The sequence below is a fragment of the Lysobacter sp. Root690 genome, from assembly GCF_001427785.1.
In the GTDB taxonomy this organism is placed as follows: Bacteria; Pseudomonadota; Gammaproteobacteria; order Xanthomonadales; family Xanthomonadaceae; genus Lysobacter.
In genome coordinates this window covers 720936-738547 of the sequence record NZ_LMHM01000016.1, presented here as the reverse complement: position 1 = coordinate 738547, position 17612 = coordinate 720936, and the positions used below count along the sequence as shown (strand labels likewise).

At 66.0% G+C, this 17612-nt stretch carries 8 protein-coding genes; 6 read left to right on the top strand and 2 right to left on the bottom strand.

Going from position 1 to position 17612, the window contains the following annotated elements:
* The first annotated feature begins 93 nt into the window (after positions 1 to 93).
* The 5 genes from ASD86_RS20115 (at position 94) to ASD86_RS20095 (ending at position 11163) form a co-directional block, all read left to right on the top strand.
* The gene (locus ASD86_RS20115; protein WP_157476910.1) at positions 94 to 2766 is read left to right on the top strand and encodes a glycoside hydrolase family 2 protein; all 2673 of its coding nucleotides are present in this window, start codon (positions 94 to 96) and stop codon (positions 2764 to 2766) included.
* A 529-nt stretch (positions 2767 to 3295) separates the two neighbouring features.
* On the top strand, positions 3296 to 6247 hold the full coding sequence (locus ASD86_RS20110; RefSeq protein WP_056114802.1) for a VIT domain-containing protein: 2952 nt from the start codon (positions 3296 to 3298) through the stop codon (positions 6245 to 6247).
* A gap of 224 nt (positions 6248 to 6471) precedes the next feature.
* Positions 6472 to 7600, top strand: a protein-coding gene (prfB, locus tag ASD86_RS20105; protein WP_157476908.1) for a peptide chain release factor 2 whose coding sequence is annotated in 2 segments (ribosomal slippage) — positions 6472 to 6546 and positions 6548 to 7600 — 1128 coding nt in all. Because the reading frame shifts where the segments join, the coding sequence is not laid out codon by codon here.
* 694 nt (positions 7601 to 8294) lie between these two features.
* A complete protein-coding gene (gene lysS, locus ASD86_RS20100) occupies positions 8295 to 9803 on the top strand; it encodes a lysine--tRNA ligase (RefSeq protein ID WP_056114800.1) in 1509 nt (502 codons plus the stop codon).
* Between the two features lie 271 nt (positions 9804 to 10074).
* Positions 10075 to 11163: a two-component system response regulator gene (locus ASD86_RS20095; protein ID WP_046656519.1), complete on the top strand. Its 1089-nt coding sequence runs from the start codon at positions 10075 to 10077 to the stop codon at positions 11161 to 11163.
* 356 nt (positions 11164 to 11519) lie between these two features.
* Here the strand turns inward: ASD86_RS20095 and ASD86_RS20090 are convergent, their stop codons facing one another.
* Positions 11520 to 13193: a long-chain fatty acid--CoA ligase gene (locus ASD86_RS20090; RefSeq protein WP_056114797.1), complete on the bottom strand. Its 1674-nt coding sequence runs from the start codon at positions 13191 to 13193 to the stop codon at positions 11520 to 11522.
* 302 nt (positions 13194 to 13495) lie between these two features.
* Here ASD86_RS20090 and ASD86_RS20085 point away from each other — a divergent pair, with 302 nt between their 5' ends.
* Positions 13496 to 13960 (top strand): nuclear transport factor 2 family protein, encoded by a 465-nt coding sequence (locus ASD86_RS20085; RefSeq protein ID WP_056114794.1) that lies wholly within the window; start codon positions 13496 to 13498, stop codon positions 13958 to 13960.
* A 563-nt stretch (positions 13961 to 14523) separates the two neighbouring features.
* Here ASD86_RS20085 and acnA read toward each other — a convergent pair.
* Positions 14524 to 17289: an aconitate hydratase AcnA gene (gene acnA, locus ASD86_RS20080; RefSeq protein ID WP_056114791.1), complete on the bottom strand. Its 2766-nt coding sequence runs from the start codon at positions 17287 to 17289 to the stop codon at positions 14524 to 14526.
* Positions 17290 to 17612: the final 323 nt, after the last annotated feature.

Below are 17612 nucleotides of genomic sequence, written 5' to 3'. Positions count from 1 at the left end.
CGGCTCGCGCCGCTCCTACAGGTAGGCCATGTGGGAACGGCGCGATGGTGGTTTACCGCGTCACCCGCACTGTCCCAATCACAAGGTATGCGCATGCCCATCGCCCGATCCTCATCCGATTCCGTCTCGCGCCTGCGCACCCTGGCCGCGATCGCGCTGATGCTGATCGCCGCGCTCGCGGCCTACGGCGCGCAAGCCGCGCCGCTGCATTCGCAGCCCTTACATCAAAACTGGCAATTCCGCTTGGTACCGGGCGATCCGCAGGCCGCCGCGCATAAGCCGGCGACCGAGTGGCATCCGGCCCAGGTGCCCGGCCACGTTCACACCGATCTGCTGGCGGTGAAGCTGATCGAGGATCCTTACGTCGGTGCGCGCGAAGCGCAGTTGCAATGGATCGGCCTGTCGCAGTGGGAATACCGTGGCCGCTTCGACGTGGATCGCGAGACCCTGGCGCGCAAGCACGTCGAGCTGGTGTTCGACGGCCTGGACACCTTCGCCAATGTGCAGCTCAACGGCGTCGACCTGCTCAAGGCCGACAACAGCTTCCGCACCTGGCGCGTGCCAGTCGACGGCAAGCTGCGCGAGCGCGGCAATGAGTTGCGGGTGGTGTTCGATTCGCCGATCCGCCGGTTGCTGCCGCAAGTGCAGGCGATGCCGAACAAGATCGCCGGTAACTATCCTTCGCCCTACGGCGATGAACCGCGCGATGCGATGACCGCCAATTTCGTGCGCAAGCCCGGTTATCACTACGGCTGGGACTGGGGCCCGCGCTATGTCACCGCGGGTATCTGGCGCGGCGTGCGGCTGGAGAGTTGGGATCGCCTGCGCGTGGCCGATCTGCATGTGCAGCCCAAGACGATCAACCGGCAACGCGCCGATGCGGTGATCGAACTGGAGATCGAAAGCGCCAGTGCCGCAGCGGCGACGGTCGAGATCGAATACGCCGGTCCCGATGGTCGCGCCGAAATGCTGAGTTATCCGACCCAGCTCAAGCTCGGTCGCAATCTCGTCTCGATCCCGTTGAGCATCGAACGCCCGCGCCTGTGGTATCCGGTCGGCTACGGCGAGCAGGCGCTGTACTCGTTCAAGGCCACGGTGCGCGATGCCGATGGCGTGCAGGCCGTCGCCCAGCGCCGCACCGGCTTGCGCAGCATCCAACTGCGTCGCGACAAGGATGCGAACGGGCAGGGCTTCGCCTTCGTGGTCAACGGCATCGAGGTGTTCGCCAAGGGCGCCAACGCGATTCCGTTCGATGCGTTTCCGGCGCGGGTCACCCGCGAGCGGCTGCGCCGCGATCTGCAATCGGCGCGCGACGCCAACATGAACATGATCCGCAACTGGGGCGGCGGTTATTACGAATCCGACGATTTCTTCGAACTGACCGACGAACTGGGCCTGATGGTCTGGCAGGACTTCATGTTCGGCGGCGGCATGCCGCCCGGGTACGACGCCGCGTTTCGCGCCAACGTGGTCGAAGAGGCGCGCGACAACGTGCGCCGCCTGCGCAACCATCCCAGCATCGTGCTGTGGTGCGGCAACAACGAAGAAGAAACCGCGTGGAAGGATTGGGGCCACAGCAAGAAACTGATCGAGGCCGATCCCAAGTTCGCGCAGACGGTGTGGGACGGCTATGTCGCGCTGTTCGGCAAGGACCTGCGCGCGGTTGTGGCCGAACAGGGCGCGGGCGTGCCGTATTGGTCGAGTTCGCCGAGCAACGATCTGGCCGACAAGGCCAACGATTCCAACAACGGCGATAAGCATTACTGGGACGTGTGGGGCGGCCCGGCGCTGCCGGCCACCGCGTATCTCGATGAAACCCCGCGTTTCATGTCCGAATACGGCCTGCAGGGGTGGCCGTCGCTGCGCACCATCGCCGCATTCGCCAAGCCCGCGGAGCAGGGCATCGATGCCCCGGTGATCCGCGCGCATCAGAAATTCCTCGCCGGCGACGGCAACAACCGGCTGCTCAAGTACATCCGCGGCGAGTACGGCGAGCCGCGCGACTTCGCCGATTTCGTCTACCTCAGCCAGCAGGTGCAGGCCGAGGGCATCGAACTGGCGGCGCTGCATCATCGCGCTTCGCGGCCGCGCACCATGGGCTCGCTGTATTGGCAATTGAACGATGTCTGGCCGGGCGCGTCGTGGTCCAGCCTGGATTATTTCGGCCGCTGGAAGCCACTGCATTTCCACACCAAGCGTTTCTTCGCGCCGGTGACGATCGCGCCGTTGCGCCGGCCGGGCCGCGACGGCGGCCGCACCGAACTGAGCTTGTTGAACGACAAGACCACCGCGGTGCAAGGCGAATGGCGCCTGCGGGTGATCGATTTCGACGGCCGCGTGCATCGCGACGAACGCAAGCCGGCGAGTCTGGCAGCGCTGGCCTCGACCCGGGTTGGCGAATGGAGCGATGCGCAATTGCTCGGCGACGCCGATCCGCGCCGCACCGCGGCGGTGTTCGATCTGATCGTCGACGGCCGTTCGATGGCGCGGCGCGCGGTGTATTTCGGCGAGGCGCGGACCCTGGCGTGGCAGGACCCGAAGCTGCGCACTGAGCTGCGGCGCGACGGCGACGGTTATCGCCTGAGCGTGTATGCCGATGCACTGGCGCGCGCGGTGTGGGTCGATTTCGGCGATCAGGATGTGAGCCTGGCCGACAATGCCTTGACCTTGCTGCCGGGGGAGACGGTGGAGATCGCGGTGCAATCGAAGGCGGATCTGGCGAGTCTGCGGCGTGGGTTGAATGTGCGGTCGTTGTATCGGCCTTGAGGCGAACGCTAGGTATTTCTTGAGCCGCAGTCCGGTAGCTGCGGCTTGGCTTGGTCGATGGCGGGCTATCGATCCGCCTGAAGATGATGCGGCGTCGCGGGCGAGAGCAAATCCCCCGCGCTGTGAGGGCTGTATCGGCCTCGATGTTGCGCCGGGCGCTGGCCCCCTTTTTTAAAGGGGGCGAGTTGACGCGCTTGTTCTAAAGGAACGAGTCGACTCGCTTCGTTGCAGTGGTTGGGAGCCCACGTCCCCACCGTTCTAATTCCCCTGCAACGAAGTCCCCTCCCCTTTGAAAAAAGGGGAGTAGGGGGATTTGCTCTTCCGCCCACAGCCCCAGCCCACAGCCCCAGCCCCAGCCCCAGCCCGCGCCCGCGCCCAAGACCACGCCCAAGCCCAAGCTTGCAAGCCCCAGGCCGCTCCACCACTCTCCCCACTGCGGCATCCGCCCCCGCAAGGAAGCCCGCTCAACCCTTTTCGCGCCCCGGCGCGTTGAGAGTCTCAGCCCGCACTCACAAGGAAGAGGTTCCCGGTGAAATCACCGTTCTCGCTCGCCGCATTCGCCGGTGTGCTGCTCAGTCTGCCGCTCGGTCTGGTCGCGCTCGCGCAGGCCCAGGTCCATGGCCCAATCACCGCGCCGCGTATGCCGCCGTTGTTGATCGTGCGCGATGCCGCAAAACCGATCGAACTCGAATCGGTCCGGGTCGAGGGTGAAGTCGCCGGCGGTCTGGCCCGCACCTCGATCGAACTGGTGTTCCACAACCCCAACGCGCGCGTGCTCGAGGGCGAGCTGCAATTTCCGCTGCGCGACGGCCAGCAGGTCGCCGGGTTCGCGCTCGACATCGACGGCGCGCTGCGCCCGGCGGTGCCGGTGCCCAAGGCCAAGGGCCGGCAGGTGTTCGAGGCCATCGAACGCCGCGGCGTCGATCCGGCGCTGCTCGAGCAGACCGCCGGCAATCAGTTCAAGCTGCGGATCTATCCGATTCCCGCTCAGGGCACGCGCCGGGTGCGGCTGGAACTGAGCGAATCGCTGAGCCGTCACGACGGCGAATGGAAGTACGAATTGCCGTTGGCGTTCGCGGCGCAGGCGCGGCAGTTCGATCTGACGATCCGCGCCGCGCAGAAACCCAAGGTCGAGGGCCTGACCAGCGGTGTGCAGATCGGTTCGCGCGGCGGCCGCTACACGGTCAGCTTGAATAAGCCGCCGGTCGGCAACGCTCTGAGCCTGAGCATTCCGGCATCGGCCACGGCGCGCGCCTACACCCAGGATGTCGCCGGCGAGCGCTATTTCCTCGCGGAGATCCCGGTGGCGGGCGCCCGTCAGGCGCGCGCGTTGCCGAAGTCGATCGGACTGCTGTGGGACAGCTCGGCGTCGGGCTGCAAGCGCGACAACGCGAGCGAGCTGGCGTTGCTCGATCGTTACTTCCGCGCCGCCGGAACGGTGCAGGTCAGCCTGATCCGTCTGCGCGATCGCGCCGAGCCGGCGCGCAACTTCGCGGTGGCTGGCGGCGATTGGTCGGCGTTGCGTCGTGAACTGGAGAACACGGTGTATGACGGTGCGACCGATCCGGGTGGTTGGGAGCCTCAGGCCGGGATCGAGGAGTACCTCGTGGTCAGCGACGGACTGTTCAATTACGGCAAGCGGAGTTTTCCGCAATTGCTGCCGCGGCAGCGTCTGTATGCGCTGAACTCGGCCGGCGCGACCGCCGACGGCGCGCGCCTGAGCGCGTTGGCGCAAGCCAATGGCGGGCGATTGATCAGCTGGCAACGCGCCGGCGAACTCGATCGCGCCGCCGATGTGCTGCTCAATGAAGGCCCGCAATTGCTCGGCGTGAGCGCGCTGGGCGCGAACGAGGTGGTCGCCGATTCGCCGTTCGCCGATGGCGGACTGCTGCGGATCGCCGGCCGGCTGACCGATGCGAAAGCGCAGCTGACCCTGCGTCTGCGCGACGGCCGCGGCGAGCGCGAACAGACCATTGCGGTCGACGCCGGCAGCGATGCGAGCGGCTTTCCGGCTGGGCTGTGGGCGCGTTATTCGATCGCCGCGCTGCAGGCCGACCCCGACCTCAACCGCGCCGCGATCGCGCGCCTGGGCCAGCGCTTCGGCATCGTCACCGCCGAGACTTCGCTGATCGTGCTCGACGATATCGCCGACTACGTGCGTTACGACATCGCCCCGCCGGACCGGCTCGACGAATTCAATCGTCTAAAGACCCGGCAGGCCGCTGAACTCGATGGCGCGCGCAAGGCCAACCTGGACCGGGTGGCCGATATGTACAAGCAGCGTCTGGATTGGTGGCAGCGCGACTGGCCCAAGAACGCGCCGCCCAAGCCGGGCGACGATCTCAAGCTCAGCCGCGCCCGGCAGGCGCGCGATGAAAGTTCGCAGCGTGCTTACGCCCCGGCGATGGCGATGACGTCGCCGCCGCCGGCGCCCGCGCCGATGGCCGAAGCCGAAGCTTCGCCGATCGCGGCCGATGCCACGACGCTGGATCGTGTCGAGATCGCCGGTGGCATGGTCGCCGATGCCGCCGCCAGCGAGGCGAAGGTCGCTCCCGGTTCGAACGCCGCTCCTCGCGCCAGCATCAACCTGAAACCGTGGCAACCCGATTCGCCGTACGCGCGCCGCCTGCGTCAGGCCAGCGCCGACCGGGTCTATGCCATTTACCTGGACGAACGCGATTCCAATGCCGGCAGCACCGCGTTCTATCTCGACGTCGCCGATGTGCTGAGCGAAAAGGGCGAGCGCGATCTGGCTTTGCGGGTGCTGTCGAACCTGGCCGAGATGGATCTGGAGAACCGCCACATCCTGCGCGTGCTCGGCTATCGGCTGATGCAGGCCGGCCAGCCCGCGCTGGCGGTGCCGGTGTTGCAGCAGGTGCTGCGCCTGGCCGAGGAAGAGCCGCAGAGTTTCCGCGACCTGGGCCTGGCCTACGCCGCGAACGGGCAGTACCAGCAGGCGGTCGACAGCCTGTACGAAGTGGCCTTGCGCGACTGGGATCAGCGCTTCCCGGGGATCGAGGAAATCGCCCTGGCCGAGCTCAATGCCATCGCCGCCGCGCATCCGGATCAAGTCGACACGCGCCGCATCGATCCGCGCCTGAGCCGCAACCTGCCGCTGGACCTGCGCGTGGTGCTGAGCTGGGACAGCGACAACTCCGACATGGACCTGTGGGTGACCGACCCGAACGGCGAGAAGTGCTTCTACAGCCACAAGCTGACCTACCAGGGCGGGCGCATCACCAACGATTTCACCGGCGGTTACGGTCCCGAGGAGTTCTCGCTGCGCAAGGCCAAGCCCGGCAAGTACAAGGTCGAGGCCAATTTCTACGGCGACCGTCAGCAGCTGGTGACCGGCGCGACCACGCTGAGCCTGTGGCTGAGCACCGGCTTCGGCGGCCAGCGCCAGAACGACCAGCGGGTGACCCTGCGGCTCAAGGACCAGAAGGAAGTGGTGCTGGTGGGCGAGTTCGAGGTCAAGTAACGACAGCCCCCTGTAGGAGCGGCGCGAGCCGCGACGGCGAATTCCGTAGGCCCGCGCAAGCTGGTCACGGTGGTTGAGCGTCACGGCAAGCCCAGGCCTGCGCCGGGGTTGCCGTGGCGCGGTCGCGGCTCACGCCGCTCCTACAGGTGGGGCGTGGGGCAGGGCGGCCAACCACCGCCGCGGCTGCTAGAATCACCGGTTCTTCCGCATAGCAAGCACCGGACATGATCGAACTCAATCCCGTCCGCCAGCGCATCGCCGACCTCAAGGGCCGGTTGGATTCGCTCAGGGGGTATCTTTGACTACGACGCCAAGGTCGAACGTCTCGAAGAAGTAAACCGCGAGCTGGAAAGCCCGGACGTGTGGAACGACTCCGAGCGCGCCCAGGGCCTGGGCCGCGAACGCGCCGCGCTGGAAAAGGTCGTCAACGGCATCCGCACCCTCACCGAAGGCCTGCTGGGCGGCCTGGAACTGCTCGAACTGGCCGAGATGGAGGACGACGAGTCCACCGCGTTGGCTGTGGTCGAGGACGTCGAGCGCTACGCCAAGGAAGTCGAGAAACTCGAATTCCGCCGGATGTTCTCCGGGCAGATGGATTCGGCCTCGGCCTTCGTCGACATCCAGGCCGGCGCCGGCGGCACCGAGGCGCAGGACTGGGCGGAAATCCTGCTGCGCATGTACCTGCGCTGGGCCGAATCGCGCGGCTGGAAGGCCGAGCTGATGGAAGTCAGCGGTGGCGATGTCGCGGGCATCAAGTCGGCCACTTTCCGGGTGGAGGGCGATTTCGCTTACGGGTGGCTCAAGACCGAGACCGGCGTGCATCGCCTGGTGCGCAAGTCGCCGTTCGACTCCGACAACCGCCGCCACACCAGTTTCACCTCGGTGTTCGTGTCGCCGGAAGTCGACGACAAGATCGTCATCGACATCAACCCGGCCGACCTGAAGACCGACGTCTACCGCTCCTCGGGCGCCGGCGGCCAGCACGTCAACAAGACCGAATCGGCGGTGCGTATCACCCACGTGCCCAGCGGCATCGTGGTGGCCTGCCAGACCGAGCGCAGCCAGCACGCCAACCGTGACCGCGCGATGAAGATGCTCGCGGCGAAGTTGTACGAGCTGGAAATCCAGAAGCGCAACGCCGAGCGCGACGCGGTCGAGGCGACCAAGTCCGACATCGGCTGGGGCAGTCAGATCCGCAACTACGTGCTCGACCAGAGCCGGATCAAGGATCTGCGCACTGGCATCGAGCGCAGCGACACCCAGAAGGTGCTCGACGGCGACCTGGACGAATTCGTCGAGGCCAGCCTCAAATCGGGCCTGCAAGTGGGATCGAAACGCACCGACGCGGTGTAAGCCGCGTCGGTACGGGCGATGGGATGGGCGCGGCGTGTTCGACGCTGTGTCCGCCCTCGGCGCGATTCCCGGCGGGTCTCGCTGGGCTCGCGGCAGACTGGGCTCGCGGCGGATCGAGTTCACGGCGCATCGGGTTCGCAGCGAGAACCGGTTTGGCCATGCAGCGGTTAGCCACATCGCTCGCGGCACGAACCGGTTCGGACCACCCAGGCTCGGGCACTGGTTAGCGCACGCATCGGTTCGCCGCGTCCTCTCCGGTCGTCATCCCCGCGAAGGCGGGGATCCAGAGACTTCAGAGTGCTGCCGCGGTGAAGCCCTGGGTCCCCGCCTTCGCGGGGATGACGGGTAGGTAGGGGCGCAATGGCCTGACAGTGTCCTGACAGCGCCGCCCGCGGGAAAGCGCCGCGAGCGCGTCGGCCCGCACATCGGCCAGCACGATCCATCGCGACCGCACCGGCCTGAACCCGTTTGGATCGCGAAGTCCGGCGAACAGTCCGCGCCACCCGAGCCGACTCGACCAGCCCCCAGCCGAACGGAGTCGAACCGAACCATCAGCGCCATCGCCCGACTGATTAACCACCGCAATCGTTCCAGTTTCCGCACCACCGTCGCCCAGCCGCGCAAGCGCGCAACCTGCGACTTCAGTAATCTTCCTTCCTCACGCTTTCTCAAGCCCCGGCCAGACCCCAAGACCATGACCGACGATAACCTTCCGCCCATCGACGAGAACCATCTGATCGCGGAGCGTCGCGCCAAACTCAAGGCCTTGCGCGGGGAGGGCATCGCGTTCCCGAACGATTTCCGCCGCGGCGACTACACCGGCGACCTGCAGGCGCAGTACGCCGACGCCGAGCACTGGAACCAGGAATCGCTGGACACCGAGGCCCGCCGGGTCGCGGTCGCCGGCCGCATCCTGCTCAAGCGGGTGATGGGCAAGGCCAGCTTCGTGCAGATCCAGGACGAGTCCGGCCGCATCCAGCTGTTCCTGCAGTCCAACGCGCTGGGCGAGGTGTACGACAAGTTCAAGGGCTGGGACGTGGGCGACATCGTCGCCGCCGAAGGCACGGTCACCCGCACCAAGACCGGCGAGCTGTCGGTCAAGGCCGATTCGTTGCGCCTGCTGACCAAGTCGCTGCGTCCGCTGCCGGACAAGCACCACGGCCTGACCGACGTCGAGCAGCGCTACCGTCAGCGCTACGTCGACCTGATCGTCTCGCCCGACGCGCGCGACGTGTTCGTCAAGCGTTCCAAGATCATCCGCGCGATGCGCGCCTGGCTCGACACCCGGCGCTTCCTGGAAGTGGAAACGCCGATGATGCATTACATCCCCGGCGGCGCCGCGGCCAAGCCTTTCGTCACTCACCACAATGCGCTCGACCTGGAGCTGTACCTGCGGGTCGCGCCGGAGCTGTACCTCAAGCGCCTGGTGGTCGGCGGCCTGGAGCGCGTCTACGAGATCAACCGCAACTTCCGCAACGAGGGCGTGTCGACCCGGCACAACCCCGAATTCACCATGCTCGAGCTGTACGAGGCCTACGCCACCTACACCGAGATCATGGACCTGACCGAGTCGGTGATCCGCCACGCCGCGCAGGAAGTGCTCGGCAAGACCCAGGTCGAGTGGGACGGCCACGCGATCGACCTGGGGCCGGGCTTCCGCCGCTGGTCGATGACCGAGGCGGTGCTCGAGCACAACCCGGAGATCAAGCGCGAGGACCTGCGCAACCTGGACGCCATGCGCGCCCACGGCGCGCGGCTGAAGGTCGCGGTCAAGCCGTCCTACGGCTGGGGCAAGCTGCTGCTGGAAATCTTCGAAAAGACCGTCGAACACACCCTGATCCAGCCGACCTTCATCACCGACCATCCGGTCGAGGTGAGCCCGCTGGCGCGCGCCAACGACCTCGATCCGGAGCTGACCGATCGCTTTGAGCTGTTCGTCGGCGGCAAGGAACTGGCCAACGGTTTCTCCGAGCTCAACGATCCCGAAGACCAGGCCGCGCGCTTCCTGGCCCAGGTCGAGCAGAAGGACGGCGGCGACGACGAGGCGATGCATTTCGACGCCGATTACATTCGGGCGCTCGAAGTCGGGCTGCCGCCCACCGGCGGCCTGGGCATCGGCATCGACCGGCTGGTGATGATGCTGACCGGCTCGTCGTCGATCCGCGACGTGCTGCTGTTCCCGTACATGCGTCCGGAAGCCTGAGTTCGAGCCCGAGTTGACAAGCCTGAGCCACGCAGCGCGGTGCTTTCGTCTGGGCCGCGCGAACGCCAGAGCGGCGCATATCAACGCGGGTTAACCTGTACACCGGCCAGCTCGCGCTGGCCGTTTTCGTTATACGTTTACGTGTAAACCGTGACGAGCTGCGCGCAATTGCGCGCCTCGCTCATACGCATCCCGACTCAGGCATGACCGGTCGGGACTTTCGGCGGCTGTCACAGGCATTGCGGCGGAGTATGCTCGCAGGCCGGTCGCCATAGGGGGTGGCCTCACTACGGGTATCGGTGTGAACGTCGTTATCGTCGATGACCAGACATCCGCGCGGACGATGCTGCGCCACATCATCGAGGACATCGCGTCCGAGCTGTCGGTGCACGATTTCGGCGAGCCCGAAGCCGCGCTGGCGTGGTGCGAAAGCCATCAGCCCGACCTGCTGCTGCTCGATTACCGCATGCCCGGCATCGACGGCCTGGAGTTCGCGCGGCGTTTCCGCCGCCTGCCGATGCACCGCGACATTCCGATCATCCTGGTCACCGTGGTCGGCGACGAACCGGTCCGTCAGGCCGCGCTCGAAGCCGGGGTGATCGATTTCCTGGTCAAGCCGGTGCGCCCGCGCGAACTGCGCGCGCGTTGCCGCAACCTGCTGCAACTGCGCCAGCAGTCCGAGAACGTCAAGCAACGCGCGCTGTCGCTGGAGCAGCGCCTGCTGTCGAGCATGCACGAGGTCGAGGAGCGCGAACGCGAAACCCTGTCGCGGCTGGCCCGCGCGATCGAGTTCCGCGACGCCGGCACCAGCGCCTACCTGGAGCGGATGGCCCACATCGCTGGGCTGATCGCCGAGCAGCTGGGCATGTTCGAGGACGAGATCCGGGTCATCGAGATGGCCGCGCCGCTGCACGACATCGGCAAGATCGCCATCCCCGACGCGGTGCTGATGAAGCCCGGTCCGCTGACCGAGGAGGAGACGGCGATCATGCGCCGCCACCCCAAGATCGGCTACGAACTGCTCAGCGGCAGCCAGAACCGTTTCATTCAGGCCGGCGCCCTGATCGCCCTGCGCCACCACGAGCGGTACGACGGCAGCGGTTATCCGGACGGGCTGGTCGGGGACGAAATTCCGCTGGAAGCCCGGATCGTGGCGGTCGCGGATGTGTTCGACGCTCTCATTTCGCCGCGTCCGTACAAGAAAGCCTGGGACGTGGACGCCGCCTTGGGGTATATGTACGCCCAACGCGGGCGCTTGTTCGACCCGCGATGCGTGGACGCGCTGATTCGCAGCCGCGCCCGACTCGACGAAATCTGCCAACGCTATTCGACGAGTTCTACCCGCCCCGGCTTGGAGTAGCCGATGGATGCCATCTTGCGCTTGTTCAAGGAGCGCCTGCGGACTCGATCGGCACGCGAGTAGGAACGGACATGGCGGGCTCCCGGAAGGTTGGGGGCGGGCGGTGGACCCACGTCGCGATGCTACACCTCACCTGAAGAAAGTTCAGACTACGTTTGGTCTTGAACCGATGCGTCGCCGGACACGAAAAAGGCCCCTTTCGGGGCCTTTTTCGCTAACGCGGGCTCACGCCGGTCATTGCAACCGCACATTGGCTGTTACATCGCACGCGGGTTTCGCCTGTTCATCGCGGACCGACCATGGCTCGCTCGCGATCGCGCAGCGGTTACCTCGCGATCGATCGCGCCCGCTCGCCATTACTTGGGCGCGTCGCGCAGCTCGCGGCGCAGGATCTTGCCGACGTTGGTCTTGGGCAGTTCCTTGCGGAACTCCACGTACTTGGGATGCTTGTAACCGGTCAGGTTGAGGCGCGCATGCGCCTTGACGTCCTCGGCGGTCAGCGCCTCGTCCTTCTTGACGATCACCACCTTGACCGCTTCGCCGGACTTGTCGTCGGGCACGCCGACCGCGGCGACTTCGAGCACGCCGGGCATCATCGCGATCACGTCCTCGATCTCGTTGGGGTACACGTTGAAGCCCGAGACCAGGATCATGTCCTTCTTGCGGTCGACGATATAGAAGTAGCCCTTCTCGTCCATCCGCGCCATGTCGCCGGTGTGCAGCCAGCCGTCCTTGTCGATGACGTCGTCGGTTTCCTTCGGCCGCTGCCAATAGCCCTTCATCACCTGCGGGCCCTTGATGCACAGCTCGCCGACTTCGCCGACGCCCAGGACGTTGAAATTCTCGTCCTGCACGCAGGCGTCGGTCGAGGAAATCGGCAGGCCGATCGCGCCGTTGTAGGCGGGCAGGTCCATCGGGTTGATGCAGGCCGCGGGCGAGGTCTCGGTCAGGCCGTAGGCCTCGATCAGGGTCACGCCGGTGACTTCCTTCCAGCGGTCGGCGACCGAGCGCTGCACGGCCATGCCGCCGCCGAGGGTCAGGTGCAGTTTGGAGAAATCGACCTCGTCGAAACCGGGCGTGTTGAGCAGGCCGTTGAACAGGGTGTTGACGCCGGTGATCGCGGTGAACGGGGTGCTCTTGAGTTCCTTCACGAACGCCGGCATGTCGCGCGGGTTGGTGATCATGTGGTTGAGGCCGCCGAACTTCATGAACACCAGTCCGTTCGCCGTCAACGCGAAGATGTGGTACAGCGGCAGCGCGGTGATGATGATTTCCTGGCCGAGCTTGGCGTTGGTGCCGACCCAGGCCGCGGCCTGCTGCATGTTCGCGACCAGGTTACGGTGCGTCAGCATCGCCCCCTTGGCGACACCCGTGGTACCGCCGGTGTACTGCAGGAACGCAATGTCGTCCGGCGAAATCTCGACTTGCGGCAGCTTGTGCATCTGCCCAAGCGTGAGCGTGTCGCGAAACCGCACCGCGCCCGGAATGTCGTACTCGGGCACCATCTTTTTCACGTACTTGAGCACGAAGTTCATGATCGGGCCCTTGAGCCCGCCGATCATGTCGCCCAGCCCGGTGGTGATCACCTGCTTGACCGGCGTATCGGCGACCACGCTCTGCACGGTGTCGCCGAAGTTGTCGAGCACGAAGATCACCGACGCGCCCGAGTCCACCAACTGGTGCTTGAGCTCGCGCGGGGTGTACATCGGATTGGTGTTGACCACGGTCAGCCCGGCGCGCAGCACGCCGAAGGTCGCGATCGGGTACTGCAGGCAGTTGGGCATCATGATCGCGACGCGATCGCCCTTCTTGAGCTTGAGCTCGCCGAGCAGGTAAGCGGCGAATTGCGCGCTGAGCCGGTCGATATCGCCGTAGGTCAGGACCTTGCCGAAATTGGAGAAAGCGGGGCGGTCGCGGTATTTTTCGATCGCGTTTTCCAGCACCGACACCACCGACGGGAATTCCTCCACGTCGATCTGCGCGGGCACGCCTTGCGGATATTGGGCAAGCCACGGACGTTCCAAACTCATCGCGATCCCCTCTTTAAATCGCTTCGCCGATACTGGCCGCCGGCTTGCTGTGTGCGCCGCCGTACGGTGTTCGCTCGATTGGAGCATAGGCTCTACTGGCTGGCAAGGCGGTGTCGCGGGCGCGGCCGGTGATGCTGTCCGCGGCACCGCGAACCTGTCACGATGAGCGCCGATGCGGCGGCCCGAACGGTCGTGCGAAGACAGGACGTCGGCCCGCGGGGCCGGTACGCAGAGGGTTATCGATGGGGTATGCACAGACAATCGCCCGATTTTCCGCGCTGGCCCGCCCGCGAGGGGCGTGGATGAGCGCGACGGGGCGGTCGGTCGCTCGCCGGCTCGGGCCGCGCGCGCTGTGGTTGCTTGGGTTGCTCGCGCTGCTGCTGAGCGCCTGCGGCGAACAGGCGCCGCCCGAACAGCGCCTGCGGGCGACCGTGCAGCAGCTGCACGAGACCATCCAGCAACGCGATCCGAGCGCGCTCGAGGATTTTCTGGCCAAGGATTTCGTCGGCACCAACGGCCTGGACCGGCTCGGTGCGCGGCGCATGGCGATGGCGTTGTTCCTGCGTTATCGCAACGTCGGGGTCAAGTTGGGGCCGTTGAAGGTGCAGATGAAACCCGGTCACGCCACGGTGAGTTTCACCACCGCGTTGACCGGCGCGGCCGGGACGATTCCCGACGCGGCGCAGATCTACGACGTGCAGACCGGCTGGCGCGAGGAAGATGGGCAGTGGCGACTGACCTCGGCGCGATGGACGCCGGTGCTGTAGCGCAGCGTAGCGCTTTGCCGGCGCGGCGCGGGCGCTTGAGCGTTTCCTTCTCCCGCAAGCGGGAGAAGGTGCCCGCAGGGCGGATGAGGGACGCTGGTATCGCCAGCCGCCTGGGTACGAACGGCGCAAGCCGCGACCGTCATCTTGGAGTTCGCGCCGCAACGGCTTGAACCCATCGCAATCCGATCGAAAACGATCTGCCCGATCCGTCGTTGCGAAGATCGCTACCTGTATGAGCGGCGCAAGCCGCGACCGCGAAATCGCAACAACAACGCGTCGCTGTCGCGGCTTGCGCCGCTCCTACAGTGCAATACCTATCGTGCGCGGTGATCCGAGGCCCTGAGGTGCGGATTCGCAACCCTCACCCCAACCCCTCTCCCGCTAGCGGGAGCGGGGCTTTAAAGCCGATCAAGCCGCCTTTTTCGCAGCCAACTGGCGCAGCACGTAGTGCAGGATGCCGCCGTGGTGGCTGAGGCCAAGCGTTTGCGAACCGTCAGGTTCGCGCTTGGCCGAAGGCCGGCGGCGAAAGCCGCCGGCGGGGCTTGCGCTTGGCACGGAGCCGATCAAGCCGCCTTTTTCGCAGCCAACTGACGCAGCACGTAGTGCAGGATGCCGCCGTGACGGAAGTACTCGACTTCCTTCGGCGTCAACAGCAACACCTTCACTTCGAACTTCTGTTCGCTGCCGTCGGCCTTTCTGGCGACCAGGGTCGCGGTCTTGGACTTGCCGTCGTCCAGGCCGATCACGTCGATGGTTTCCGAACCGTCCAGGCCATGCGTCTGCGCGTTCTCGCCGTCCTTGAACTGCAAGGGCAGCACGCCCATGCCGACCAGGTTGGAGCGATGGATGCGCTCGAAGCTTTCGGCGATCACCGCCTTGACGCCGAGCAGGTTGGTGCCCTTGGCCGCCCAGTCGCGCGAGGAGCCGGTGCCGTATTCCTTGCCGGCGAACACCACCAGCGGCACGCCGTCGGCCTTGTACTTGATCGCCGCATCAAAGATCGCCAGCTTCTCACCTTCGCCGCCGTTCTTCGAGAAATACAGGGTGTTGCCGCCTTCCTCGCCACCGAACATCAGGTTCTTGATGCGGATGTTGGCGAAGGTGCCGCGCACCATCACGTCGTCGTTGCCGCGACGCGAACCGTAGCTGTTGAAGTCGGCCGGCTGCACGCCGCGTTCCTGCAGGAAGCGGCCCGCGGGCGAGTCTTTCTTGATGTTGCCGGCCGGCGAGATGTGGTCGGTGGTGATCGAATCGCCGAACACGCCCATCACCCGCGCGCCATGCACGTCGTCGATGGTGCCGACGTCCATGGTCATGCCGTCGAAGTAGGGCGGGTTCTTGATGTAGGTCGAGGACGCATCCCATTGGAACGACTCGCCGTCGGGCGAGGCGATCTGGTTCCAGCGGGTGTCGCCCTTGAACACGTCGGCGTAGTTTTGCGCGAACAGTTCCGGGCCAACCGTCGCGGCGATCATGTCGCCGATCTCTTTATTGGTCGGCCAGATGTCGCGCAAGTACACGTCCTGGCCGTCGCTGCCCTTGCCGATCGGTTCCTTCGTCAAGTCAATATTGACCGTGCCGGCGATCGCGTAAGCGACCACCAGTGGCGGCGAAGCCAGATAGTTGGCTTTGACTTCCGGATGCACGCGACCTTCGAAGTTGCGGTTGCCCGACAGCACCGAGGCCACCACCAATTCGTTCTCGGCGATGCCCTTGGACACTTCGTCCGGCAGCGGGCCGGAGTTGCCGATGCAGGTGGTGCAGCCGTAGCCGACCACGTAGAAACCCAGCGTTTCCAGGTCGGCGAGCACGCCGGCCTTGCGCAGGTAATCGGTCACCACCAGCGAGCCCGGGCCGAGCGAGGTCTTGACCCACGGCTTGGACTTCAGCCCCAGCCGGGCCGCGTTGCGCGCGAGCAGGCCGGCGCCGAGCATCACCGCCGGGTTGGAGGTATTGGTGCACGAGGTGATCGCGGCGATCACCACCGAACCGTCGCATAGCTCGGCGTCCTGATCCTTGATCCGGATTTTCGAGATCGGCTTGGCGGCGAGGTGGTTGGCTTGCGGCTGGGCGCCGCCTTCGGCTTTCAATTCCTCTATCGCGCAGCCGACCCTGGACTTGCGGTTGGCGATCAACGGGCCGAGGTTGTCGGCGAAATTGGTATGCACGTTTTCGAGCAGCACGCGGTCCTGCGGGCGCTTCGGGCCGGCCATCGACGGGCGCACGTCGCCCAGGTCGAGTTCCAGCGTGGCCGAGTAGGTCGCGTGCGGCTGGCCGGGTTCGTGCCACAGGCCCTGGGCCTTGGCGTAGGCCTCGACCAGGGCGATCTGTTCTTCCGAGCGGCCCGACAAGCGCAGATAGGTCACCGATTCGCTATCGATCGGGAAGATGCCGCAGGTCGCGCCGTACTCGGGCGCCATGTTGGCGATGGTCGCGCGGTCGGCCAGCGGCAGGTGCTGCAGGCCTTCGCCGAAGAACTCGACGAACTTGCCGACCACGCCGTGCTTGCGCAGCATCTGGGTCACGGTCAGGACCAGATCGGTCGCGGTCGCGCCCTCGGGCAACTGGCCGGTCAGTTTGAAGCCGACCACCTGCGGGATCAGCATCGACGAGGGTTGGCCGAGCATCGCCGCTTCGGCCTCGATGCCGCCCACGCCCCAGCCGAGCACGCCGATGCCGTTGATCATGGTGGTGTGGCTGTCGGTGCCGAACACGGTGTCCGGGAACGCCTGCAGCACGCCATCGACTTCACGGCCCATGACCACGCGCGCCAGGTTCTCCAGATTCACCTGATGGACGATGCCGGTGTTGGGCGGCACCACCTTGAAATTCTCGAACGATTTCTGGCCCCAGCGCAGGAAGCTGTAGCGCTCCATGTTGCGTTCGAATTCGATCTTGCCGTTGAGGTCCAGCGCCTGCGGACTGCCGAACACGTCGACCTGGACCGAGTGGTCGATCACCAGTTCCGACGGGATCAGCGGGTTGATCTGCGAGGGCTTGCCGCCGAGCTTGCTGACCGCGTCGCGCATCGCCGCCAGATCGACCACGCAGGGCACGCCGGTGAAGTCCTGCAGGACCACGCGCGCCGGCATGAAGGCGATTTCCTGATCGGGTTCCTTGCTGGCGTCCCATTGCGCGACCGCTTCGATGTGCTCCTTGCCGACCGTCATGCCGCCGTCTTCGTGACGCAGCAGGTTTTCGAGCAGGATCTTCATCGAATAGGGCAGGCGGCTGATGTCGTAGCGCTCGCCCAGGGCCGGCAGACTGAAGTAGGTGTAGTCGCGTGCGTTGACGGACAGTGTGTGGCGGGTGGAATAGGAGTCGGACATATCGGTGAAGCTCCTTTGACACTACTGGCATGCCGGCGGGGCGGCACGGGGGCTTGCGTGCCTGGGGAGGTCGGCACGGTGGCTGGCGTTGCGGCCGATTATCGCTTTATCGGGTTCACGAAACGTGCAGACCATGGTCGCAATCGCGCCACAGCGTTCCAGCGCGCGCCTGCGACCGGATCGTGCAAAGCCGCGCGGGCCCCGCGCGACGGGCCCCGGGGCGCCGCGCGCGTTGCCCGCGAGCGGCTTTGAAGGCAAAATACGCGGTTGAAGCCGTGCCCCACTCAGGCGCGCACGGCCTTCCTCCGACCCGCCACGTAAGT